This window comes from Streptomyces sp. NPDC002730 (genome assembly GCF_042888805.1).
Taxonomy (GTDB): Bacteria; Actinomycetota; Actinomycetes; order Streptomycetales; family Streptomycetaceae; genus Streptomyces.
This window is the reverse complement of the sequence record NZ_JBIAQG010000011.1, coordinates 271652-294344: the sequence shown is the minus strand read 5'-3', so window position 1 is coordinate 294344 and position 22693 is coordinate 271652. Positions and strand designations below refer to the sequence as shown.

Annotated in this window: 20 protein-coding genes and 1 tRNA gene; 17 read left to right on the top strand and 4 right to left on the bottom strand. The window is 69.9% G+C overall.

What is annotated here, in order from left to right:
* Positions 1-69: 69 nt before the first annotated feature.
* A complete protein-coding gene (locus ACFYXH_RS27990) occupies positions 70-663 on the bottom strand; it encodes a TetR/AcrR family transcriptional regulator (protein ID WP_362686911.1) in 594 nt (197 codons plus the stop codon).
* Positions 664-784: 121 nt separating this feature from the next.
* On the opposite strand from ACFYXH_RS27990, the gene ACFYXH_RS27985 reads away from it, so the two are divergent.
* The 6 genes from ACFYXH_RS27985 to ACFYXH_RS27960 all read left to right on the top strand — a co-directional run bounded on the left by ACFYXH_RS27985 (position 785) and on the right by ACFYXH_RS27960 (position 8671).
* Positions 785-2401 carry a carboxyl transferase domain-containing protein gene (locus ACFYXH_RS27985; RefSeq protein ID WP_389568377.1) on the top strand — a complete coding sequence of 539 codons (1617 nt, stop codon included), beginning with the start codon at positions 785-787 and terminating at the stop codon, positions 2399-2401.
* Between the two features lie 8 nt (positions 2402-2409).
* A complete protein-coding gene (locus ACFYXH_RS27980; protein WP_389568373.1) occupies positions 2410-4440 on the top strand; it encodes an acetyl/propionyl/methylcrotonyl-CoA carboxylase subunit alpha in 2031 nt (676 codons plus the stop codon).
* Positions 4437-5378: a hydroxymethylglutaryl-CoA lyase gene (locus tag ACFYXH_RS27975; protein WP_389568370.1), complete on the top strand. Its 942-nt coding sequence runs from the start codon at positions 4437-4439 to the stop codon at positions 5376-5378. The genes ACFYXH_RS27980 and ACFYXH_RS27975 overlap by 4 nt, the downstream gene beginning before the upstream one ends.
* A gap of 2 nt (positions 5379-5380) precedes the next feature.
* Positions 5381-6541 carry an acyl-CoA dehydrogenase family protein gene (locus ACFYXH_RS27970; protein ID WP_327323726.1) on the top strand — a complete coding sequence of 387 codons (1161 nt, stop codon included), beginning with the start codon at positions 5381-5383 and terminating at the stop codon, positions 6539-6541.
* A gap of 220 nt (positions 6542-6761) precedes the next feature.
* Positions 6762-7787 carry an ABC transporter substrate-binding protein gene (locus ACFYXH_RS27965; protein ID WP_389568367.1) on the top strand — a complete coding sequence of 342 codons (1026 nt, stop codon included), beginning with the start codon at positions 6762-6764 and terminating at the stop codon, positions 7785-7787.
* Positions 7788-7789: 2 nt separating this feature from the next.
* Entirely contained in the window at positions 7790-8671 is an 882-nt protein-coding gene (locus tag ACFYXH_RS27960) for a siderophore-interacting protein (protein WP_389568365.1), read from the top strand.
* Between the two features lie 235 nt (positions 8672-8906).
* Here the strand turns inward: ACFYXH_RS27960 and ACFYXH_RS27955 are convergent, their stop codons facing one another.
* Positions 8907-10538, bottom strand: a complete 1632-nt coding sequence (locus ACFYXH_RS27955) for a beta-N-acetylhexosaminidase (RefSeq protein WP_389568362.1) — start codon at positions 10536-10538, stop codon at positions 8907-8909.
* A gap of 182 nt (positions 10539-10720) precedes the next feature.
* Here ACFYXH_RS27955 and ACFYXH_RS27950 point away from each other — a divergent pair, with 182 nt between their 5' ends.
* From ACFYXH_RS27950 to glmS, 3 genes are all read left to right on the top strand, one after another.
* Positions 10721-11620 carry a DUF4429 domain-containing protein gene (locus ACFYXH_RS27950; RefSeq protein ID WP_389568359.1) on the top strand — a complete coding sequence of 300 codons (900 nt, stop codon included), beginning with the start codon at positions 10721-10723 and terminating at the stop codon, positions 11618-11620.
* Between the two features lie 66 nt (positions 11621-11686).
* Positions 11687-11965 carry a hypothetical protein gene (locus ACFYXH_RS27945; RefSeq protein WP_327323730.1) on the top strand — a complete coding sequence of 93 codons (279 nt, stop codon included), beginning with the start codon at positions 11687-11689 and terminating at the stop codon, positions 11963-11965.
* A 46-nt stretch (positions 11966-12011) separates the two neighbouring features.
* Positions 12012-13829, top strand: a complete 1818-nt coding sequence (gene glmS / locus ACFYXH_RS27940) for a glutamine--fructose-6-phosphate transaminase (isomerizing) (RefSeq protein WP_327328325.1) — start codon at positions 12012-12014, stop codon at positions 13827-13829.
* Between the two features lie 139 nt (positions 13830-13968).
* On the opposite strand, the gene ACFYXH_RS27935 is transcribed toward glmS, so the two are convergent.
* Positions 13969-14541, bottom strand: coding sequence for an acetate uptake transporter (locus tag ACFYXH_RS27935; RefSeq protein ID WP_389568354.1), 573 nt, complete (start codon positions 14539-14541; stop codon positions 13969-13971).
* Between the two features lie 256 nt (positions 14542-14797).
* The gene (locus ACFYXH_RS27930) at positions 14798-15319 is read right to left on the bottom strand and encodes a universal stress protein (protein WP_327328326.1); all 522 of its coding nucleotides are present in this window, start codon (positions 15317-15319) and stop codon (positions 14798-14800) included.
* A gap of 367 nt (positions 15320-15686) precedes the next feature.
* Here ACFYXH_RS27930 and ACFYXH_RS27925 point away from each other — a divergent pair, with 367 nt between their 5' ends.
* The 8 genes from ACFYXH_RS27925 (at position 15687) to ACFYXH_RS27890 (ending at position 22577) form a co-directional block, all read left to right on the top strand.
* Positions 15687-16109: a hypothetical protein gene (locus ACFYXH_RS27925; protein ID WP_389568351.1), complete on the top strand. Its 423-nt coding sequence runs from the start codon at positions 15687-15689 to the stop codon at positions 16107-16109.
* Positions 16110-16495: 386 nt separating this feature from the next.
* Positions 16496-17713 carry a helix-turn-helix domain-containing protein gene (locus ACFYXH_RS27920; RefSeq protein WP_327323733.1) on the top strand — a complete coding sequence of 406 codons (1218 nt, stop codon included), beginning with the start codon at positions 16496-16498 and terminating at the stop codon, positions 17711-17713.
* Positions 17714-17723: 10 nt separating this feature from the next.
* Positions 17724-18326, top strand: a complete 603-nt coding sequence (orn, locus tag ACFYXH_RS27915) for an oligoribonuclease (protein ID WP_389568348.1) — start codon at positions 17724-17726, stop codon at positions 18324-18326.
* A 114-nt stretch (positions 18327-18440) separates the two neighbouring features.
* Positions 18441-18513, top strand: a tRNA-His gene (locus tag ACFYXH_RS27910).
* 851 nt (positions 18514-19364) lie between these two features.
* Entirely contained in the window at positions 19365-20105 is a 741-nt protein-coding gene (locus ACFYXH_RS27905) for a DUF6879 family protein (RefSeq protein WP_389568345.1), read from the top strand.
* Entirely contained in the window at positions 20102-20953 is an 852-nt protein-coding gene (locus ACFYXH_RS27900) for a helix-turn-helix domain-containing protein (protein WP_389568342.1), read from the top strand. The genes ACFYXH_RS27905 and ACFYXH_RS27900 overlap by 4 nt, the downstream gene beginning before the upstream one ends.
* 750 nt (positions 20954-21703) lie before the next feature.
* Positions 21704-22132: a hypothetical protein gene (locus ACFYXH_RS27895; RefSeq protein ID WP_389568339.1), complete on the top strand. Its 429-nt coding sequence runs from the start codon at positions 21704-21706 to the stop codon at positions 22130-22132.
* Between the two features lie 67 nt (positions 22133-22199).
* The gene (locus ACFYXH_RS27890) at positions 22200-22577 is read left to right on the top strand and encodes a hypothetical protein (RefSeq protein ID WP_389568337.1); all 378 of its coding nucleotides are present in this window, start codon (positions 22200-22202) and stop codon (positions 22575-22577) included.
* Positions 22578-22693: the final 116 nt, after the last annotated feature.

Genomic DNA, 22693 nt, shown 5'->3' with positions numbered 1-22693 from the left:
GTGCCGGGCATCCCGAACGCTGGACGCACCCGGCCGATGACCTGCGGCGGCCGCGCCCGGCGCGGGCCTTCAGCCCGTCAGCGACGCGAAGGCCCCGTGCGCCAGGCGCCGCAGCAGTGTCTCCGTCGCCGCCCGGCCGGGCAGGCCGCTGCCGTACGAGCCGAGGTGCGGCGTCGAGTTGAGCAGGCCGAACACCGCGTGGACCGCCGCCCGCGCCTCCGCCTCGGGGACTTCCGGATGCAGTTCCCGTACCGCGGCGACCCACAACTCGACGTACTGCCGCTGCAGCTGCCGCACCAGCTTGCGGTCGCTGTCGCGCAGCCGGTCCAGCTCACGGTCGTGAAGGGTGATCAGCGGTCGGTCGTCGAGAGCGAAGTCGATGTGCCCGTCGATGAGGGAGGCGAGCAGCACCTCGGGGTCGGCATCGGCCTCCTCCACCCGTAGCCGGCCGCCGCTCAGCAGCCGTTCGCTGATGCCCACCAGCAGTTCGGCGAGCATGGCGTCCTTGCCCGCGAAGTGGCGGTACAGCCCGGGTCCGCTGATGCCGACAGCCGCCCCTATCTCGTCTACGCCGACGCCGTGGAAGCCACGCTCGGCGAAGAGGCGGGCGGCCTCCTTGAGGATCTGCTCGCGGCGCTTCGGCGCATCCGTCCTGGTGGTCATGGCATTGATTCTAGACAAGCCTGTTAGCGCTCGTTAACCTGGAGGAAACGCGTTAACGCTCATTAACTGATCCTCGTACGGAAGCGACAACGGAGTCGTACGGGCAAGGGGGCTCAAGACGATGCAGCAGGCACCCGTGCTGGCGAGCGCGGCAGATCCCGCCTCGGCGGCCTGGCAGGCCAACGAGGCGGCGCACCAGGACCTCGCCGACGGCCTGCGCGGCCGACTGGCGGCGGCTCGCCTCGGCGGCGGCGAGAAGGCCCGCGCCCGGCACACGGCGCGCGGGAAGCTGCTGCCGCGCGACCGCGTGGACACCCTCCTCGACCCGGGCTCCCCCTTCCTGGAGCTCGCCCCGCTCGCGGCGGAGGGGATGTACGACGGCCAGGCCCCGGCCGCCGGAGTGATCGCCGGGATCGGGCGGGTCAGCGGCCGCGAGGTGGTCGTCGTCGCCAACGACGCCACGGTCAAGGGCGGCACGTACTACCCGATGACGGTGAAGAAGCACCTCCGCGCCCAGGAAGTGGCTCTGGAGAACCGTCTGCCCTGTGTGTATCTGGTGGACTCGGGCGGCGCCTTCCTGCCCATGCAGGACGAGGTCTTCCCCGACCGCGAGCACTTCGGGCGCATCTTCTACAACCAGGCGCGGATGTCCGGCGCCGGCATCCCGCAGATCGCGGCGGTCCTCGGCTCCTGCACGGCCGGCGGGGCGTACGTCCCGGCGATGAGCGACGAAGCGGTCATCGTGCGGGGCCAGGGCACGATCTTCCTCGGCGGCCCGCCGCTGGTGAAGGCCGCGACCGGTGAGGTGGTCACGGCGGAGGAGCTGGGCGGCGGCGAGGTCCACTCCCGGATCTCCGGCGTCACCGACCATCTCGCGGAGGACGACGCGCACGCGCTGCGGATCGTACGGAACATCGTGGCGACGCTCCCCGAGCGCGGCCCGCTCCCCTGGTCGGTCGAGCCGGCCGAGGAGCCCAAGGTGGACCCCGCCGGGCTGTACGGCGCGGTGCCGGTCGACTCCCGCACCCCCTATGACGTACGCGAAGTGATCGCCCGGATCGTGGACGGCTCCCGGTTCGCGGAGTTCAAGTCGGAGTTCGGCACGACGCTGATCACCGGCTTCGCCCGGATCCACGGCCATCCGGTCGGCATCGTCGCCAACAACGGCATCCTGTTCTCCGAATCCGCCCAGAAGGGCGCGCACTTCATCGAGCTGTGCGACCAGCGCGGTATCCCGCTGCTCTTCCTGCAGAACATCTCGGGCTTCATGGTCGGCCGGGACTACGAGGCGGGCGGTATCGCCAAGCACGGCGCGAAGATGGTCACGGCCGTGGCCTGCACCCGGGTGCCGAAGCTGACGGTCGTCGTCGGCGGCTCGTACGGCGCGGGGAACTACTCGATGTGCGGCCGGGCGTATTCGCCGCGCTTTCTGTGGATGTGGCCGAACGCCAAGATTTCGGTGATGGGCGGCGAGCAGGCCGCTTCGGTGCTGGCGACGGTCAAGCGCGACCAGCTCGAAGGGCGCGGCGAGGTGTGGCCCGCCGCCGAGGAGGAGGCCTTCAAGGAGCCGATCCGCGCGCAGTACGAGCAGCAGGGCAACGCCTACTACGCCACGGCACGGCTGTGGGACGACGGCGTGATCGACCCGCTGGAGACCCGGCAGGTGCTGGGTCTGGCCCTGACCGCGTGTGCCAACGCCCCGCTGGGTGAGCCCGGCTTCGGCGTATTCCGGATGTGAGGACCTCCATGTTCAGCACTGTCCTGGTCGCCAACCGAGGCGAGATCGCGGTACGGGTCATCCGCACCCTGCGCGCGATGGGCATCCGATCGGTCGCCGTCTTCAGCGACGCGGACGCGGACGCACGGCATGTACGGGAGGCGGACACGGCGGTCCGTATCGGCCCGGCGCCCGCGGCCGAGAGCTATCTCTGCGTGGAGCGCCTTCTGGAGGCCGCGGCCCGGACCGGCGCCGAGGCGGTCCACCCGGGCTACGGCTTCCTCGCCGAGAACGCGGGCTTCGCGCAGGCCTGCGCCGACGCCGGCCTGGTCTTCATCGGCCCGCCCGCCTCGGCGATCTCGCTGATGGGCGACAAGATCCGCGCGAAGGAGACGGTGCAGGCGGCGGGCGTCCCGGTGGTGCCGGGCTCGTCCGGTTCGGGACTGACGGACGATCAACTGGCGGCTGCCGCCCGTGAGATCGGCATGCCGGTGCTGCTGAAGCCCTCGGCGGGCGGCGGCGGCAAGGGCATGCGGCTCACCCGGGTGGAATCGGCGCTGCTCGAGGAGATCGCGGCGGCCCGCCGTGAGGCCCGTGCCTCCTTCGGCGACGACACCCTCCTTGTGGAGCGGTGGATCGACCGGCCCCGGCACATCGAGATCCAGGTCCTGGGGGACGGCCACGGCCATGTGGTCCACCTCGGGGAGCGCGAGTGCTCGTTGCAGCGCCGCCACCAGAAGATCATCGAGGAGGCGCCGAGCATCCTGCTGGACGAGAAGACCCGCGCCGCGATGGGCGAGGCCGCGGTCCAGGCGGCCCGCTCGTGCGGCTACCGGGGCGCGGGCACGGTGGAGTTCATCGTCCCTGGCCATGACCCGTCCGCGTACTACTTCATGGAGATGAACACCCGCCTCCAGGTCGAGCACCCGGTGACGGAGCTCATCACCGGCCTGGACCTGGTCGAGTGGCAACTGCGGGTCGCGGCGGGCGAGCAACTGCCCTTCGCGCAGGAGGACATCAGCCTCACGGGCCATGCGGTCGAGGCCCGTGTCTGCGCCGAGGATCCCGCACGCGGCTTCCTGCCCTCGGGCGGCACGGTCCTCGCGCTGCACGAGCCGCAGGGCGACGGGGTGCGCACCGACTCGGGCCTGGCCGAGGGCACGGAGGTCGGCAGCCTGTACGACCCGATGCTGTCGAAGGTCATCGCGTACGGCCCCGACCGCCCGACCGCCCTGCGCAAACTGCGCGCGGCTCTCGCGGACACGGTCACCCTCGGCGTCCCGACGAACGCGGGCTTCCTGCGCCGTCTGCTGGCCCACGAGTCGGTGGTCTCCGGCGACCTGGACACGGGCCTGGTGGAGCGCGAGGCGGACGACCTGGTCCCGGAAGGTGTCCCGGACGAGGTGTACGCGGCGGCCGCGGCGGTACGACTGGCCGGGCTGAGCCCGCGGCGGGGTGCGGGCTGGGTGGACCCCTTCTCGGTGTCGAACGCCTGGCGCCTGGGCGGCACCCCCGCCTGGACGGTCCATGACTTCCGTATCCCTGGCCGCGACCCGGTGCATGTGCGCACGCGCACGGTGGGCGGAACCACGGAGATCGCGCTCGGCGAAGCCGCGGCGGCGGCCGGTGCGGAGCTGCCCGGCCGGGGGGCCGGCATCCGCCTTGTCGCGCTCGAGCCCGGCCGGGTGACGATCGAACTCGACGGCGTCACCCACACCTTCACCCACGCCCCCTCCCCGGAGGGGACCTGGCTGGGCCGGGACGGCGACAGCTGGCACGTCCTGGACCACGACCCGGTCGAGGCCTCCCTGAGCGGCGCCGCGCACGCCGGCGCCGACACCCTGGCCGCACCGATGCCGGGCACCGTGACCGTGGTGAAGGTCGCCGTCGGGGACGAGGTCGACGCGGGCCAGAGTCTGCTGGTCGTCGAGGCGATGAAGATGGAGCACGTCATCTCCGCCCCGCACGCCGGCACCGTGACCGAGCTGGACGTCACACCCGGCTCGACCGTCGCCATGGACCAGATCCTGGCGGTCGTCACCCCGAGGGAGGAAGCATGACCGACGGGCTGCCCATGGCCGTTCCCGTGCAGGATCTGCCGCCCCGCGTCCGTATCCACGAGGTCGGCGCCCGCGACGGGCTGCAGAACGAGAAAACGGTCGTTCCGACCGAGGTCAAGGCCGAGTTCATCCACCGGCTCGCCGACGCCGGTCTGACGACGATCGAGGCGACCAGCTTCGTCCACCCCAAGTGGGTGCCCCAACTCGCCGACGCCGAGCAGCTGTTCCCGCTGCTCGGCGACATCGAAGGCGTCGCGCTGCCCGTCCTCGTACCCAACGAACGCGGGCTCGAGAGGGCAACGGCCCTCGGAGCGCGCCGGATCGCCGTGTTCGGATCGGCGACCGAGACCTTCGCGCAGCGCAATCTCAACCGCACCGTCGGCGAGTCGCTCGCGATGTTCGAGCCGGTCGTCGCCAAGGCCCGCGCCGACAAGGTCCATGTCCGCGGCTATCTCTCCATGTGCTTCGGCGACCCGTGGGAGGGCCCGGTCCCGGTCCACCAGGTCGTCCGGGTCGCCAAGCAGCTGATGGACCTCGGCTGCGACGAACTGAGTCTCGGCGACACCATCGGCGTGGCCACGCCGGGCCATGTACAGAGCCTGCTCGCCGAGCTCAACGAGGAGGGTGTGCCCACCTCGGCGATCGGCGTGCACTTCCACGACACCTACGGGCAGGCCCTCTCCAACACCTTCGCCGCGCTCCAGCACGGTGTGACCACCGTGGACGCCTCCGCGGGTGGCCTCGGCGGCTGCCCGTACGCGAAGAGCGCGACCGGAAACCTCGCCACCGAAGACCTCGTGTGGATGCTCGACGGCCTCGGCATCGAATCCGGGGTCGACCTCGGCCGGCTCACCGCCACCAGCGCGTGGATGGCCGAACAGCTGGGCCGTCCAAGCCCCTCCCGCACCGTGCGTGCCCTCTCCCACAAGGAGTCGTAGCAATGTCGCTCGACCATCGCCTCACCCCTGAACACGAGGAACTGCGCCGCACCGTCGAGGCGTTCGCGCACGACGTCGTCGCACCGAAGATCGGCGACTTCTACGAGCGCCATGAGTTCCCGTACGAGATCGTCCGCGAGATGGGCCGGATGGGCCTGTTCGGCCTGCCCTTCCCCGAGGAGTACGGCGGCATGGGCGGCGACTATCTCGCCCTCGGCATCGCCCTCGAGGAGCTGGCGCGCGTCGACTCGTCCGTCGCGATCACGCTCGAGGCGGGCGTCTCGCTGGGCGCGATGCCGGTCTACCGCTTCGGCACGGAGGAGCAGAAGCAGGAGTGGCTGCCGCGGCTCTGCTCGGGCGAGCTGCTCGGCGCATTCGGGCTGACCGAGCCCGGCGCCGGCTCGGACGCGGGTGGCACAAGGACGACGGCCGTCCGGGACGGCGACGAGTGGGTCATCAACGGCTCCAAGTGCTTCATCACCAACTCCGGTACGGACATCACGGGCCTGGTGACCGTCACGGCGGTCACCGGCCGCACGCCCGACGGCAAGCCGCTGATCTCCTCGATCATCGTCCCGTCCGGCACTCCCGGCTTCACCGTCGCCGCGCCCTACTCCAAGGTCGGGTGGAACGCCTCGGACACCCGCGAACTGTCCTTCGACGACGTCCGGGTACCGCTCGCCAACCTGCTCGGCGAGGAGGGCCGCGGATACGCCCAGTTCCTGCGGATCCTCGACGAGGGCCGGATCGCCATCTCGGCGCTGGCGACCGGGCTCGCGCAGGGCTGTGTGGACGAGTCCGTGAAGTACGCCAAGGAGCGGCACGCCTTCGGACGGCCGATCGGCGCCAACCAGGCGATCCAGTTCAAGATCGCCGACATGGAAATGCGGGCGCATATGGCCCGGGTCGGCTGGCGGGACGCGGCCTCGCGTCTCGTCCAGGGTGAGCCGTTCAAGAAGGAGGCGGCGCTGGCGAAGCTGTACTCGTCGACCGTCGCCGTCGACAACGCCCGCGAGGCCACCCAGATCCATGGCGGCTACGGCTTCATGAACGAGTACCCGGTGGCCAGGATGTGGCGGGACTCCAAGATCCTGGAGATCGGCGAGGGCACGAGCGAGGTCCAGCGGATGCTGATCGCACGGGAGTTGGGCCTGTCCGGCTGACGCGCGCGTGAACGGGGGGCGGCCTGGAAAGGGTCGCCCCCCGTTCGCGTTCGGGCCGCTTTCGGACCGGCTGCGGGCAGGCTCCTCGGGGTCCGGTCTGCGCATCGGGCCTCGGTGTGCGCATCGCGGCAGACGCCCGCTGGACAGAAGCTAAGGTTAGGCTAACCTGCCTTTCGAACTGCCAGTGGCCGAACCGGCACGCACGAAAACGGACATCATCATGCCCAACGCCCGTCCTTCCCATCTCACCCGTCGCGGCGTGCTCGCCGCGGGCAGCGCCCTCGGGCTCGGCATCGCGCTCGCCGCCTGCGGCAAGAGCGACGACAAGGGCGGCTCGGGCAAGGCCGCCGAGAAGTCCGGCCCCTGGTCCTTCAAGGACGACCGCGGCACGAACGTCCGGTTGAAGACGACCCCGAGGAACATCGTCGCGTTCATCGGCACCGCCGCGGCCCTGTACGACTACGGCGTCGAGGTCAAGGGCGTCTTCGGCCCGACCAAGGGCAAGGACGGCAAGCCCGACGTCCAGGCCGGCGACCTCGACATCAACAAGGTCGAGATCATCGGCAAGGTATACGGCGAGTTCAACATCGAGCAGTACGCGGCCCTGAGCCCCGAGCTGCTGATCACCAATATGTGGGCCAAGGACGACCCGTGGTACGTCCCGCCGCAGTCCAAGGACAAGATCATGAAGCTGGCTCCCAGCGTTCTGCTGTGGGCGGCCGGGACCACGATGCAGAAGGCGCTGCAGCGCCACGCCGAGCTCGCCGAGTCCCTCGGCGGTGACGTCAAGGGCAAGCAGGCCGCTGCCGCCAAGGTCCGCTTCGAGAAGGCCGCGGCCCGGCTGCGCGCGGCCGCCAAGGCCAAGCCGGACATCAAGGTGCTCATCGGCTCCGCCAGCCAGGACCTCTTCTACGTCTCCGTGCCGAAGATGTCCGCCGACACCCTGTACTTCCAGGAGCTGGGCGTGAAGTTCGTCGAGCCGAAGGCGAACGCCCAGGGCTTCTTCGAGGAGCTCAGCTGGGAGAACGTCGGCAAGTACGGCGCCGACATCATCATCATGGACAACCGCACCTCGGCCCTGCAGCCCGCCGCACTCACCTCCAAGCCGACCTGGGCCGAGCTGCCCGCGGTCAAGGCCGAACAGGTCTTCCCGCGCGTCACCGAGCCCATCTACTCCTACGACAAGTGCGCGCCGATCCTCGAGGACCTGGCCAAGGCCATCGAGACCGCGAAGAAGGTCGCCTGACCATGACGACGACGGCCGAGCCCGCCCCGTTCCGCTTCTTCGACCTGCAGGTGATACGGACCCGGCAGCTCGGCCCGTCCATGGTCCGCGTCACCTTCGGCGGCGAGGACCTCAAGGACTTCGCCGCCGGAGGCCGCGACCAGTCCCTCTCGCTCTTCCTTCCGCAGCCGGACCAGGACGCGCCCGTGGTTCCCGTGGACGCCGGTGACAGCAGCGCCGTCTTCGCCGCCTGGCGGGCGCTGCCCGACGACGTACGGGCCGTGATGCGCTCGTACACGGTGCGGGAGCAGCGCCAACTCCCGGGCGAGGCGGGCGAGGTGGACATCGACTTCGCGATCCACGCCGCGACGTCGGCCGCTGACGGGGCGGGCGTCGGACCGGCCTGCCGCTGGGCCGGCCGGGCCGCACCCGGCCACCGCGTGATGGTGCTCGGCCCGGCCGTCGCCGACAACACCGCCGTACGCTGCCGCCCGCCCGTGGACACCGAGTGGGTGCTGATCTGGGCCGACGAGACGGCCCTGCCGGCCGCCGCGGCGATCCTCGAGTGGCTGCCGGCCGGCCTGAAGGCCCGGGTCTGGCTCGAGGTGCAGCACAGCGATGACCGCCAGGAGCTGAAGACCGCCGCGGACGCGCAGATCACCTGGCTGGTACGGGACGAGGGCGCGCCGTCCGCCCTGGAGGCGGTCAGCGCCGCCGAGTTGCCCGAGGGTGCGGCGTACGCCTGGATCGCGGGCGAGTCGGGCAGCGTGAAGGCGCTGCGCCGCCATCTCGTACGCGACCGTGAACTCGACCGCCGCCGCGTCACGTTCGTCGGCTACTGGAAGCGCGGCGTGAGCGAGGACGGCCTCCGCAAGGAGGCCGAGACCGAGTCCGCCGAGGTGTGAACAGCGGCGCAACAGGTGCGCCCCGCCGCGAGGGGGGCTCCGCCCCGGACCCCGTACGCCCTTCAGGGGGTCCCCCCACGCCCGCAGGGCGTAGGGGGAGTGTCCTCAATCGCCGGACGGGCTGATACTTCAGCCCCTCCGGCGTTTGAGGAGCGGGGCTTGGGGCGGAGCCCCAACAGGAGCCTCGCCGGCGATTGAGGCGCAGGGCCCAGGGGCGGAGCCCCGGGGGTCGGGCTCAGCCCGAAGGCCAGGGCACCTGCGGCGAGCGGTAGAAGTCGATCCCGAGCGCCGCCATCCTCGGCCCCTGCGCCGCCAGCCGCACCTTGTACGCCTCCCAGTCATGCGTGGACGCCGGCGACCACCCCAGCTCCGCAACCCCCGGCAGCCTCGGGAAGGCCATGAACTCGATGTGGTCGCTGGTGGAGATCGTCTCCGACCAGAGCGGCGCCTCGACACCCGCGACCGCGGATCCGGGCGCGCCCGGCAGATACGTCGCCGGGTCCCAGTCGTAGGAGCGCCGCACCTCCACAAAGCCGGCCCAGTCCAGGCCGAGCGGCGTGTCCTTGTTGTACTTCATATCGAGGTAGACCCGGTCGGCGGGCGACAGGACCAGCCCGGTGCCGTTCCGCGCCGCCCGCGCGACCTGCGCCTTCTCGGCGTCGCTCGTGTCGTCCAGGCCCCAGTACTGGGCGAGCGCTCCCTTCGCCGGTGCGGCGCCGGTCAGCTGATGCCAGCCGACCACGGTCTTCCCGTACTTGGCGACGATCGGCTGCACCTTGTCCATGAACGCCACATAGTCGGCATGGCTGGTGGAGTGGGCCTCGTCGCCGCCGATGTGGAGGTATCTGCCGGGGGTGAGCGCGGCCAGCTCACGTACCACGTCGTCCAAGAAGTCGTACGTCACGGGCTTGGGCACGCACAGCGAGCTGAAGCCGACGTCGGTGCCGGTGTAGAGGGGCGGCGCGATGCCGGAGCAGCTCAGCTCGGCGTACGAGGCGAGCGCCGCGTTGGTGTGTCCCGGCATGTCGATCTCGGGGACGACCTCCAGATAGCGCGAGGCGGCGTGGCCGAGGATCTCCTGGTAGTCCTTCTTGGTGTAGTGGCCGCCGCGTCCGCCGCCGACCTGCGTGGAGCCGCCGTACGTGGCGAGACGCGGCCAGGAGTCGATGGCGATCCGCCAGCCCTGGTCGTCGGAGAGATGCAGATGCAGCTTGTTGATCTTGTAGAGCGCCAGCTGGTCGATGTAGCGCTTGACCTGGTCGACGGTGAAGAAGTGCCGTGAGACGTCGAGCATCGCGCCTCGGTAGGCATACCTCGGGGTGTCGGTGATGGTGCCGCCCGCGACCTTCCACGGCCCCTGCTGTCTGCTGTCCTTCTCCACCGAGGCCGGCAGCAGCTGCCGCAGCGTCTGTACAGCGTGGAAGAGTCCGGCGGGCTTGTGGGCGGTGAGGGTGAGCGAGCCGCGCGAGGACACCAGCCGGTAGCCCTCCTCGCCCAGGCCCTGGTCCCGGGGGCTCAACCGCAACTGGATGCCGCCAGGGAGGTGGTCGTCGGTGACGGGCAGGGCGTAGCCGGTGGAGGGCCGCAGGATCCGGGCGAGGTACGTGCCGATCTGCCGTGCCGCGCGGGAGTGGTCGTCGACGCGGATACGGGTCCACGGGGTGAGGGTGTAGGGCGCTCCGCCCGGCTGTACGGAGGCGGGCGCGGGGACGATCTGGCCCAGCGGGCGGACGGCGGGAGCCGGTTCCGCGCCCGCGGGCACGGCCCCGACGGTGGAGATCCCTGCCGCTACGACGAGCAGCAGCGAAGCGAACAGACGGGGGAACGTTCTGGGCTGTCTCACAGGCTGGGTCCCTTCGACGGGCATAGCAACTGTGGTGCTGAGCAACCGAACGGCAGTCATCATGCGTACCGCGAGCCCCAACTCCGGTCAAGGTGTAGACCACGCTGCACATCCCCCGGACCCGACAGGAATCACCTGGGCCGGGGCCCTCGCCAACTCGCCCTGGGCGAACCCACGTACGCCACCGCCGGTGGGAGAATCCCCGCATGGCGGAAATCATCCAGAAGGACGGCACTTGGACCTTCGACGGGGACACGGTGCGCATCGTGCCCGGCAGCGACAAAGGTGTGAGCCTGCTGCGGAAGACCCTCGGTGAAGTCGCCGTACCCCTGGCGGCGCTCGCCGGGATCTCCTTCGAGCCGGGAAAGAAGTCGGGACGGCTGCGGCTGCGGCTGCGCAACGGCGCCGACCCGCTCCTTCAGATCACCGGCGGCAAGCTGGAGGACGGCTCCGACCCCTACCGGCTGACGGTGGAGAACGACCGGACCGGCGTCGCCGAGTACTTCGTCGACGAGGTGCGCAACGCCCTGCTGCTCGACCGGGTGGAGACCAGCCCTGTCACCGGCTATCTGCTGCCCGGGCCCGCTCTCCCGATCACCGTCGGCGCGGGCGACGGCACCGCCACCTTCGACGGGGAGCGGATCCGGCTGGAGTGGAACTGGAAGACCGAGGAGTCCAAGTCCTCGGGCGGCCCGCGCACGCTCGCGCTCGAGGATGTGGAGTCGGTGGAGTGGCTGCCCTCCATCGGCCTGGAGAACGGCTATCTGCGCTTCGCCGTGACCAAGGCCCCGACGAAGGCCCCGCCCAAGTACGACCCGCACGCCGTGGAGCTGTGGGGCTTCCGCAAGGACCCGCTGATGGCGCTGGTCGCGGCGGCCGTGGTGGCCCGTATGCCGCATCCGTACGCCCCGGCGCCCGTCGACACTCCCCCGCGGCTCACGCCGGGCGCAGTCGCACCCGCACCCGCACCCGCCGCCGCACCGTCCGGCGACGATCATGACGCGCTGCTGCGCCGTCTGCGTGAACTGGGCGAGCTGCATCAGGCCGGGATACTGACGGACGACGAGTTCGCGACCGCCAAACAGGCCGTTCTGAAGCGCCTCTGAGTGACATCTGCCCGGAATCGGGCAGGATTGTTGCAAACACCGTAGGTCACCCAGCAATATCTACGGGTGCTCGAACGCCGCCCATCGTCACACGACGAACTCATCGACCATCTGGTGCGCAGCACCGCGCTCCAGCGCGGTGAGGCAGCCCGGGTGGTACTCGACGTGCTGGCGTACTTCGACGAGAAGACCGAAGAATTCGTCCGCCGCCGCCACCGCGAGCTGCAGTCCGGTGGCCTGGCGAACACGGAGATCTTCGAGCGGATCGCGGCCGAACTGCCGCACCGCGCCGTGGCGCCGCCGGAGCTCTCGCTCCGGCAGCTGCGCCGCATCGTCTACGGCTGACCGGCCTGCCGGGCACACCACTGACCTATGGAGGGGAAGAGACTTTATGTGCGGAATTGTCGGTTACATCGGCAAGCGTGATGTGGCACCGCTGCTGCTGGAAGGCCTGCAGCGGCTGGAGTACCGGGGTTACGACTCCGCGGGCATCGTGATCACCAGCCCCAAGACCGCCGGGCTGAAGATGGTCAAGGCCAAGGGCCGGGTCCGTGACCTGGAAGCCCGTGTCCCCAAGCGCTTCGCCGGCACCACCGGCATTGCCCACACCCGCTGGGCCACCCACGGCGCCCCGAGCGACGAGAACGCCCACCCCCACCTCGACCCCGAGAACAAGGTCGCGATCGTCCACAACGGCATCATCGACAACGCCTCCGAGCTGCGCGCCAAGCTCGTCGCCGACGGCGTCGTCTTCCTCTCCGAGACGGACACCGAGGTGCTGACCCACCTCATCGCCCGCTCCCAGGCGGAGACCCTGGAGGAGAAGGTCCGCCAGTCGCTGAAGCTGGTCGAGGGCACCTACGGCGTCGCCGTGATGCACGCCGACTTCAACGACCGCATCGTCGTCGCCCGCAACGGCTCCCCGGTCGTCCTCGGCATCGGCGAGAAGGAGATGTTCGTCGCCTCCGACGTCGCCGCGCTGGTCGCCCACACCCGCCAGATCGTCACCCTCGACGACGGGGAGATGGCCACCCTCAAGGCCGACGACTTCCGCACGTACACCACCGAGGGTTCGCGTACGACGGCCACGCCGACCACCGTGGAGTGGGAGGCCGAGTCGTACGACATGGGTGGCCACGACACGTACATGCACAAGGAGATCTCCGAGCAGGCCGACGCCGTGGACCGCGTGCTGCGCGGCCGCATCGACGACCGGTTCTCCACCGTGCATCTGGGCGGCCTGAACCTGGACGCGCGTGAGGCGCGCGGCGTGCGCCGGATCAAGATCCTCGGCTGCGGCACCTCGTACCACGCCGGCATGATCGGCGCCGGGCTGATCGAAGGCCTCGCCCGCATCCCCGCGGACGCCGAGCCGGCCTCCGAGTTCCGCTACCGCAACCCGGTCGTGGACCCCGACACCCTCTACATCGCGGTCTCCCAGTCAGGTGAGACGTACGACGTACTCGCCGCCGTCCAGGAGCTCAAGCGCAAGGGCGCGCGCGTCCTCGGCGTGGTGAATGTCGTCGGCTCGGCGATCGCCCGCGAGGCCGACGGCGGTGTGTACGTCCACGCCGGTCCCGAGGTCTGCGTCGTCTCCACCAAGTGCTTCACCAACACGGTGGTCGCCTTCGCGCTGCTGGCGCTGCACCTCGGCCGCATCCGCGACCTCTCCGTGACCGACGGCAAGCGGATCATCGAGGGCCTGCGCAAGCTGCCCGAGCAGATCAGCGAGATCCTCGAGTCCGAGGCAGACATCAAGAAGCTGGCCGAGGAGTACGCGGGCGCCAAGTCGATGATGTTCATCGGCCGGGTGCGCGGCTACCCGGTGGCGCTGGAGGCCTCCCTGAAGCTGAAGGAGATCTCCTATATCCACGCCGAGGCGTACCCGGCCTCGGAGCTCAAGCACGGTCCGCTGGCGCTGATCGAGCCGGCGCTGCCGACGGTCGCGATCGTCCCGGACGACGACCTGCTGGAGAAGAACCGCGCGGCCCTGGAGGAGATCAAGGCCCGCAGCGGCAAGATCCTCGCCGTCGCGCACCGCGAGCAGGAAAAGGCCGACCACACCATCGTCGTGCCGAAGAACGAGCACGAGCTGGACCCGATCCTGATGGGCATCCCGCTCCAGCTGTTCGCGTACCACACGGCGCTGGCCATGGGCCGTGACATCGACAAGCCGCGCAACCTGGCGAAGTCCGTCACGGTCGAGTAGTAGAGCCGTCCGCCCGGGGATACGGCCCCCGGGACACAGCCGGACACAGGCGGTCCCCCCGCGCGTTGCCACCGATACGCGCGGGGGGATCGCCTTTTCGCAAGCCGGTGCAGCCCTTGAGCACCGGCTTGTGGCTGCCTCAGCCGGTGGCCGTCACTCCCCGGCCGGCAGCGCGTCCCGAGAACGTGGGCCACTTGGCGAGTGCGGCCGTCGCGCCGTACCAGGCCGCCAGACCCGCGACCGAGCCGACCCAGCCGCCCGCCTTCGCCAGCCCGTCGTTCTCCGCGAACGAGGCGATGCCGAGCAGCAGCAGCGAGACGAACAGCAGCCCGTACACGCCCTGTCCGAACATTCCGCTCCCCGCGGACGCGGCTGTCAGGGTCAGTGCGAGCAGCGCCCACAGCAGCAGGAAGAGTCCTGCCGCCTCGGCGGAGACCTCGGTGCCGACGCCGGTGCCCCAGGTGAACCAGAAGGCGCCGAGGCCCGAGAACGCCGTGCCCGTACCGGCGTTGCCCGCGCGGAACTCGAACAGGCCGACTATGAACAGTGCGACCCCGCCGACCCAGGTGGCGAGTGAGGAGGCATCGGCCGCGGCGACATTGTCGATCACACCGGTGTGGCCAACGCCGAATGCCAGCAGGGTCAGTCCGAGCGCGAGATGGCCGAGAGTCGAAGTAGAAGTAGCGCTTCCCGCAGAGACGTCGTTGTCCACGGCGGGCTCCCTTCGTGTCCTGTGCAGTTGTGCTGCTACCCAGCGACCGCTATGTACCCTTCACAAGCGCACAATCCACCTCTACGCACCAGTAGATTTCCGTCCGCGCAAAGGGACTTGACGCCACCTCACCTGCGCCGAAGCCACGATTACGGGACAGCCACGACCGGGCGTACGCGGGATAACGTCGATCTACGGGATCCCGGAACATCGGTTACGGGATATCGGCTACGGGATGCGGATCACGGGATGCGGATCACGGGATCACGATGACCGGACGCTGCGCGCGCCGCGCCAGCCGTCCCGCCACCGAACCGAAGATGCGCCCGACGATGCCGTGCGTGGAGCCGACCACGATCGCGTCGGCCGAATACTCCTTGCCGACCTCTTCGAGCTCATGGCAGATGTCGCCGCCGCGCTCGACCAGGATCCATGGCACCTCGGTGAGATAGTCCGCGCAGGCCAGCTCCAGACCGAGCACCTCGGTGCGGTGATCGGGGACGTCCACGAAGACCGGGGGCTCACAGCCCGCCCAGACGGTGGTCGGCAGCCGATTGGCGACATGCACGATGATCAGGCCCGAGCCGGACCGTCTCGCCATTCCGATGGCGTACGCGAGCGCCCGCTCACTGGAGGTCGATCCGTCGAAGCCGACGACGACTCCGTGCCGGAAGGCTGGATCGCAGGAATGACATGTCTCTTCTGCCGCTTGCAGGTCCGACAGGGGGTCGGCTACCTGCTTGCGGTCCGCGGGTTCGGGGATTTCGTGACCGGCCATCGGTGTCTCGGCGAAGAAGGTCCTCTTGAGAGGGATCGTCAAGGGAGGGTGCGTCGGTTGGCATGGCGGCGGAGCTGTGTCCGGGAATCATCTTCCCAAGCCCATACCCCCAAGGGTACGGCGACACTCCTCTCCTGCCCAGAGCCTGCCCGCCCCATACGCGGCGTTCCAGGGAGCATGCCCGAGCCCGCCCCGGAGCGCAATGCCGCTTGGTGTATACAGCCGTCTACACCTCGCTACCGGCGCCCCCAGGCGTCTACCGGCGTCTACCGGCGTCCATAGGTGCATACGGACGTCGGTCCCAGTGACCGGAAGGCTCCGCTCCTCGTTGGCACCTCGGTCACCCCGCCGCCTCCAGGGAGCTTCCGTGCCCGCACGACCGTCCGCCCCGGCCCCCGCACCGTCCCCGGCCCGTCAGCACGGACGGCGCCGGGCGCCGCGCCGGGCGCCGGACACGGCCGCCGCATCGGCCGAGCACACTTCGCGTTCCTCACGCCCCTCGTCGTCCTCGTGCGAGTCGGCGAGCCAGGTGGTCCGCTGGGCGGCGTTCAGCTGCCTGCTGGTCCCTGTCGTGCTGGTCGTGTACGGCACCTCCGTCGGCGGGGCTGCCGCCGCGGCCCTCGGCCTCGCCGCCGTGACCGCCGCCTGCCGGGTGCTGCTGCGCCAGTCCGAGCGCAGCGCGGCCCGTGCCCGCGCGGCCGAATCGGCACCGACCCGCCGGCGACGCGCCAGGACCGCCCCGGGGGGCCGGAGCCGTCGGCGCGGGGCCGGAAGTACGCCCGGAGACTGACGGGTTCACACACTCGGACCCGTATGTTTTCAGCCAACTTCGCGCCTGTAGCCTCCTCTTGGCGAAATGGCCTGCCAACCCCCTTGCCACCAGGGAAGAAAGGACCATTCACGGCCCGCGCACCCTACGGGGACGGGCCATGCACGCGATGCACACTTCCCTGCGCGGCCCACGAGTGGAACGCTTCGTGATCGAATGCTTCGCGCCAAGTTGCCAAGTCGACATAGCGGGGCATGCCGAACTTGTCACGGCGGCGCCACGGGACGCAGTAGATTCGATCATGAGTATCTAAGGCTGGGGACTCGTGCAAAACCGAGGGGAAACGTGCAGGAGCGAGAGGCCCGAAACGAACGGGGAGACGCGAACACCGAGGGGGGCTTAGCGTCATGAGTCAGGACTCCGCCGCACCGGAGGTGGCACGTAAGCTCTCCGGGCGCCGGCGCCGGGAAGTCGTCGCAGTGCTGCTGTTCAGCGGCGGCCCCATTTTTGAAAGTTCCATCCCACTCTCGGTGTTCGGAATTGACCGTCAGGACGCCGGAGTTCCCCGTTATCGGCTGCTTGTCTGCGGTGGCGAGGAGGGCCCGCTGCGGACCACCGGCGGGCTGGAACTGACCGCGCCGTACGGCCTGGAGGCGATAGGGAGAGCAGGCACCGTCGTCGTGCCGGCCTGGAGGTCGATCACGTCACCGCCACCGGTCGAGGCGCTCGACGCCTTGCGCAGAGCGCACGAGGAGGGAGCCAGAATCGTCGGACTGTGCACTGGTGCGTTCGTACTCGCCGCGGCCGGTCTGCTCGACGGCCGACCGGCGACCACGCACTGGATGTACGCGCCGACACTCGCCAAGCGGTATCCGTCCGTCCATGTGGATCCGCGCGAGCTCTTCGTCGACGACGGCGATGTGCTCACCTCCGCGGGCACGGCGGCCGGAATCGATCTCTGCCTGCACATCGTGCGTACGGACCACGGCACCGAGGCGGCCGGGGCGCTGGCCCGCAGGCTGGTCGTGCCGCCGCGGCGCAGTGGCGGGCAGGAGCGCTATCTGGACAGGTCTTTACCAGAGGAAATCGGGTCGGACCCGCTGGCTGAGGTCGTCTCGTGGGCGCTGGAGCATCTCCATGAACAGTTCGACGTGGAGACTCTGGCCGCGCGGGCGTACATGAGCCGACGGACGTTCGACCGGCGATTCCGCTCGCTCACCGGCAGCGCGCCGCTGCAATGGCTGATCACCCAGCGGGTGCTGCAGGCCCAGCGGCTGCTCGAGACCTCCGACTACTCGGTCGACGAGGTCGCGGGCCGCTGCGGCTTCCGCTCCCCGGTGGCCCTGCGTGGCCATTTCCGGCGCCAGCTGGGCTCATCCCCGGCCGCGTACCGGGCCGCCTACCGGGTGCGCCGTCCGCAGAGCGAGTCCGCCCCGGCCCCGGTGGTGGAGCCGGTCCTGCCGGCGCAGGCCTCGCCGCAGGCCAGACGTGCGGCCGCGGCGACGGGACCGTCCGGTCCTGCCGCCGTCTCGGCCGCGCCGCCGGAGCTCAGCAAGACCAGTTCCGAGGCCTACGCGACAGGTCACGGCCGTCCGAGCCTGCCCGGCCAGCGGAGTGCGCCATAAGGTAGGACGCATGAACGATCGCATGGTGTGGATCGACTGCGAGATGACCGGGCTCTCGTTGACGGAAGACGCACTCATCGAGGTGGCCGCACTGGTCACCGACTCGGAACTGAACGTGCTCGGTGAAGGGGTGGACATTGTGATCCGCCCGCCGGACGCTGCGCTGGAGACGATGCCCGAGGTGGTGCGGCAGATGCACACCGCCTCGGGCCTCCTCGAGGAGCTCGCGGGCGGTACCACGCTCGCGGACGCCGAGGCGCAGGTCCTGGCGTACGTACGCGAGCACGTCAAGGAGCCCGGCAAGGCCCCGCTGTGCGGAAACTCGGTCGGTACCGACCGCGGCTTCCTGCTGCGAGACATGCCGACGCTGGAGGACTACCTCCACTACCGGATCGTCGATGTCTCCTCGATCAAGGAACTGGCTCGCCGCTGGTTCCCGAGGGCGTACTTCAACAGTCCGGAGAAGAACGGCAACCACCGGGCGCTGGCGGACATCCGCGAATCCATCGCGGAGCTCCGCTACTACCGCGAGGCGGTCTTCGTACCGCAGCCCGGACCCGACTCGGACACCGCGAAGGCGATCGCGGCGAAGCACGTCCTGCCAGTGGAGTGAGGCGGCCCTGACGCGGACGTGAGTCCCGCGTCAGGGCCGCAACAACCCGGGCGCGAGCACCCTCCCCGACCCTGTACACTTTTTCTCGGCCGGTCGGGAGAAGGACCGGTCGTGGTGGGTATAGCTCAGCTGGTAGAGCACCTGGTTGTGGTCCAGGATGTCGCGGGTTCGAGTCCCGTTACTCACCCTGAATGATCAAGGCCCGACCTGTGAGAACAGGTCGGGCCTTCGTCATGTCCGAAACTTTGGGAACACGACGGGAACACAGACCCGTAGGACCGGTCGCATTGTCCCTCCATGGCGAGCATCGTGGAGCGGCCCAAGAAGGACGGCACGGTCACCTATCAGATCAAGTGGCGGCAGGACGGCTAGTGGCAGTCCGAGCGCTTCGGCAACGCCGAGGGCCTTACGCGGGCAGCCGCGGTGAGCCCGGCCGCGCCGGACAGCGTGGCGAGAAGGGCGGCCAGGGCGAGCCGGGCCCGATTGGACCCACCGGACGCATTGGTCCGTCCGGCCAGCCGGGAGACGACGGCACGAACGGCATCAGCCAGACCGGAGCCCCGGCAGTCCGGGGCGGACGGCAAGACGGTCGTCGGTCCGCAGGGTCCGGCCGACGACACCGGGCCAGCCGGCCCGCAAGGCGAGCAGGGGCCGCCCGGTGCCGACGGGCGGGACGGCCAGGCGTGCCCGACCGGGTACAGCTGGCAGGCGCCGACTGGCGACCCGGACGCCCTGGTCTGCCGCAAGGACGGAGCGCCCCCGCCGAGCGAGAAGCCCGGCCTGCTGTCGTCTGCTGCGCTCGATCCGACCCGCCGCCCATACCCCTGACGTACTGCACCCCCTGTCTGGTCTTCGGGCCAGACAGGGGGTGCTTTCGTGCGTCCTGGGTCAGCCGTCGCCGAATGGAGCGGCACCTCGTTTGCGGTTGCGCGCAACCAGCAAGGCGCGGCAGAGCTCTGCAATCTCACGCAATCCGAGGACGCTCTCCAGCTATCCGACGCATCCTGGACGCCCAACCAGCCCAGCATGGAGGGCCACATGCCGCTCAGGTTCATCGGCACGACCAGCGACGCCGGCGACTGCCCCACCCTCTATGAGATCGAGGCCAGCGGCGACATCCTCGTCCAGGGTGAGCGCGTGACCGACCCCGAGCATCTGGCCAGACTCCGCGACGTGAAGCCGTCCGAGACGTTCGTCATCGTGCCGCGCGATCTCCTCACCCGCTTCGCCCCGCGGCATGAGCCGGCCGACATTGTGCCGTTCGCGGAAGTCATCCACCTCTTCCGCAGCTTCAAGCACACCGCGTGGCGGCTGGAGACCCGCCGCAGCTACGCTTCCGACCGCAACAGCCCGAAGTGGCAGCGCTGGCAGGCGGGCGAGGACATCGCCGCCGAGCCGTTCGACGACTGGCGCACGAACGTCGCCGAGCAGACCGCGCAGGGGAAGCGGTTCGAGCGGGTCCGCCTCGTCGACGACCCGCCCACCGACGGGCAGCGGTTCCTCCTCGCCTCCGGCCTCGGCAACGTTGCTGCCGGAGAGGACATCCGCAACCTCACCCGTGCCGACGCCGAACGGTACGACCTGCCGGACGGGGACTTCTGGCTCTTCGATTCCCGCACGCTGGTGCGGTTCGTTTTCGACGAGGAGGACACCACCCTTGGCGTCATCGTCAGCGAAGACCCGGCCGAAGTCCTCGCCGCTTGCCAGGCCCGCGACAGAGCCTGGCATCACGCAACCCGTACCGCCGACTTCGCCAGGCAGGTACGTTCCACCGTGTGAGCACGGATTTCCAGCAGGCCAGGAGTTTCCTCGGTGCACGGCTGCGCGAGCTGCGCACCGGGGCAGGCCTGGACGGCAAGGGCATCGCCGAGCGGCTCGGCTGGCAGCGCTCGAAGGTGTCGCGTCTGGAGAACGGCAAGCAGACCCCGTCCCGTGCCGATCTGGCCGAGTGGGCGCATGCGGTTGGCCGGCCCGACCTGGCACCAGAGTTGACCGGCCGCCTTACGGGGCTGGAGACGCTGGAGACGAAGTATCGCTCGTGGCGTCGGCAGTTGGCCGGCGGCCACCGGGCGCGGCAGGATCTGGCGATCGCGGAGACGACGGCTACGCAGACGATCCGCGGGGTGGAGGTCGCACGCATCCCGGGCCTGTTCCAGACGGCCGAGTACGCCCGGCACGTCTTCGAATCGAACGCTGAGTTCCGGCAGATCACGAAGGACGTTGAGGACGCGGTGCGGGCGCGTATCCGCCGCCAAGAGGCCCTATACGAGCCAGGGAAGCGGTTCCGGTTCCTGATCTGGGAGGGCGCGCTGTACATGCGAACGTGCCCGCGCGAGGTGCACGCGGCGCAGCTGGACCGGCTCGTTTCCCTGATCGGGCTGGACACGGTGGAGCTCGGCATTGTGCCTCTCGGTGCGCAGCTCCGGCGGACACCGTCGCATGGGTACTGGATTTACGATCGGCGGCTGGTCATCGTCGAGACGATCAACACGGAGATGTGGCTCGACGACGAGGACTCGATCAGCCTGTATGAGCGGGCGTGGGAGTGGCTGGCTGAGTCTGCGGTGTACGGCCATCAGGCGCATCGGGTGATCGGCCGGGCGCGGGCGTCGCTGGACGTGACGTAAGCAACTTGGGCCAACTGGCCTGGCGTCGTGCGCAATCGCGCACAATCGGCGGCCACACGCGCAATCCGGGTACCTACGGTCCTGGTCATGGACCCAGTAACCCGACCCTTGGGGGCCTCCGAAGCGGGAACGGTCGGCTTCTGCCACTGGCACGGCGGCGAGTCCGGCACGGCGTTGCCTGTGCAGGCGGCTGAGCGTTCCTCCGGCCCACCGGTCCTCCTGTACGCCTGCGTGCCGTGCCGCGAGCAACGCGGACTGAAGCCTCTCAACTCGGATCGGCGGGTGTCATGACTCGGCTGACCACGGTGACCAGGTACCCAGCGCAATCGATGACGCGCTGCGGCGAGGTGGACCCGCAGCGCCCCAAGCTCTTCTGCACGCATGAAGACCCGAACCACGAGGGCGACCACCGCCACGAGTACTCCGGGCAGGCGTGGCCCCGGAAGGCTGGCGAGAAGCCGGCTCGATAAGCCCCGCACCCGCGCTGCTCTGCCTCGCGCGGGTGCGGTGAAGCGGACCGTCCGACGGCGAGCAGTGCAGGGCGTCCGCTGCCTGACCCCGGTCTGCCACCCGTCCCCGTATTGGAGGCAGACCGGCGGCCACTGTGTACACCCCACTGAGCCCCGCCCCGGCCGACGACTCCGGCCAGGAAACCCCGGCCGAGGCGGTGACGGGCTCCTCGCAGAGCCCGGCACGCGCACCGCGGCGCGAGGAGAGGCCTCGCGCCGAGCACACACAACGGAGCATCGCATGACCGCTCTTGCAACGGAACTGACCCACGGGCGCCAGCTCGTCAACGGCGAACTGTTCGACCGGCTCACCGACTTCTGCGCCGACGAGTACGGCCTCGAGCGCTGCGTCGCCGAACGCATCATGGATGAGGGCCTCGCGTTCCTCGACGTCATGGGGCGCACCGGCGAGAGCCTGTCGCCCTCGAAGACCGTTGACCCGGCGTGGCACACGTTCATGCTGCACAGCCCCGAGTACACCGACTGGTGCCAGAGCCGCTACGGCCGCTACATCCACCACGCCCCGAACTCCCGATACCGGGACAAGGCGGCGATGGTCGACGTCGTCGCGAAGATCCGCGCGGCCGGCTACGCGGTCGACGAGTCCCTGTGGGGCATCAAGGCGAACTGCAACGAGCCGACCTGCTGCGGCGACGGCCCCTGCTGCTGACCTGATCCCTGCGCGTGCGGCCGTCGAGAAGGCGGCCGCACGCCACTCACAGAAGGGAACTGACGCCGTGGCAGCCACGCTTCTCTCCGCCTGCAGCCGCATTACGGCCTTCCCGCTGGAGGGCCTGACCGTCGCGTACACCACGCAGTCGAGCGACTCCCGCGGCTTAGGGGATGTCGCCATCGTCGGCGTCACCGACTCGGACAGCGCGACCGGCGAGCACCTGTGGCGGCTGGCCGCGAGCATGTACACCAACCCGCCCACCGGCCAGACGCAGGCCCGGTGGATCCTCACCCAATGCACCAGGGCCCGCACCGTCAAGGCCCGCTCGTACCGTGATCTGCCTGACGCGAAGTGGACCGGCGACCTGACCCGCGAGTTCCACCTCGACGCCCTCTTCGCCAACCACGCCATCCTGCGCACGGGTCGTCTCACCATCGAGTGACGGCACGAGCGCCCCGGCCGCCCCGGCCTGACTGCATCCCCCGTTGCAGGCAGGCCGGGCCTATCCTCTGCCGAGAAACATCAGCCGCGTCGCGACGGACGGGCCCGCCTCCCCCG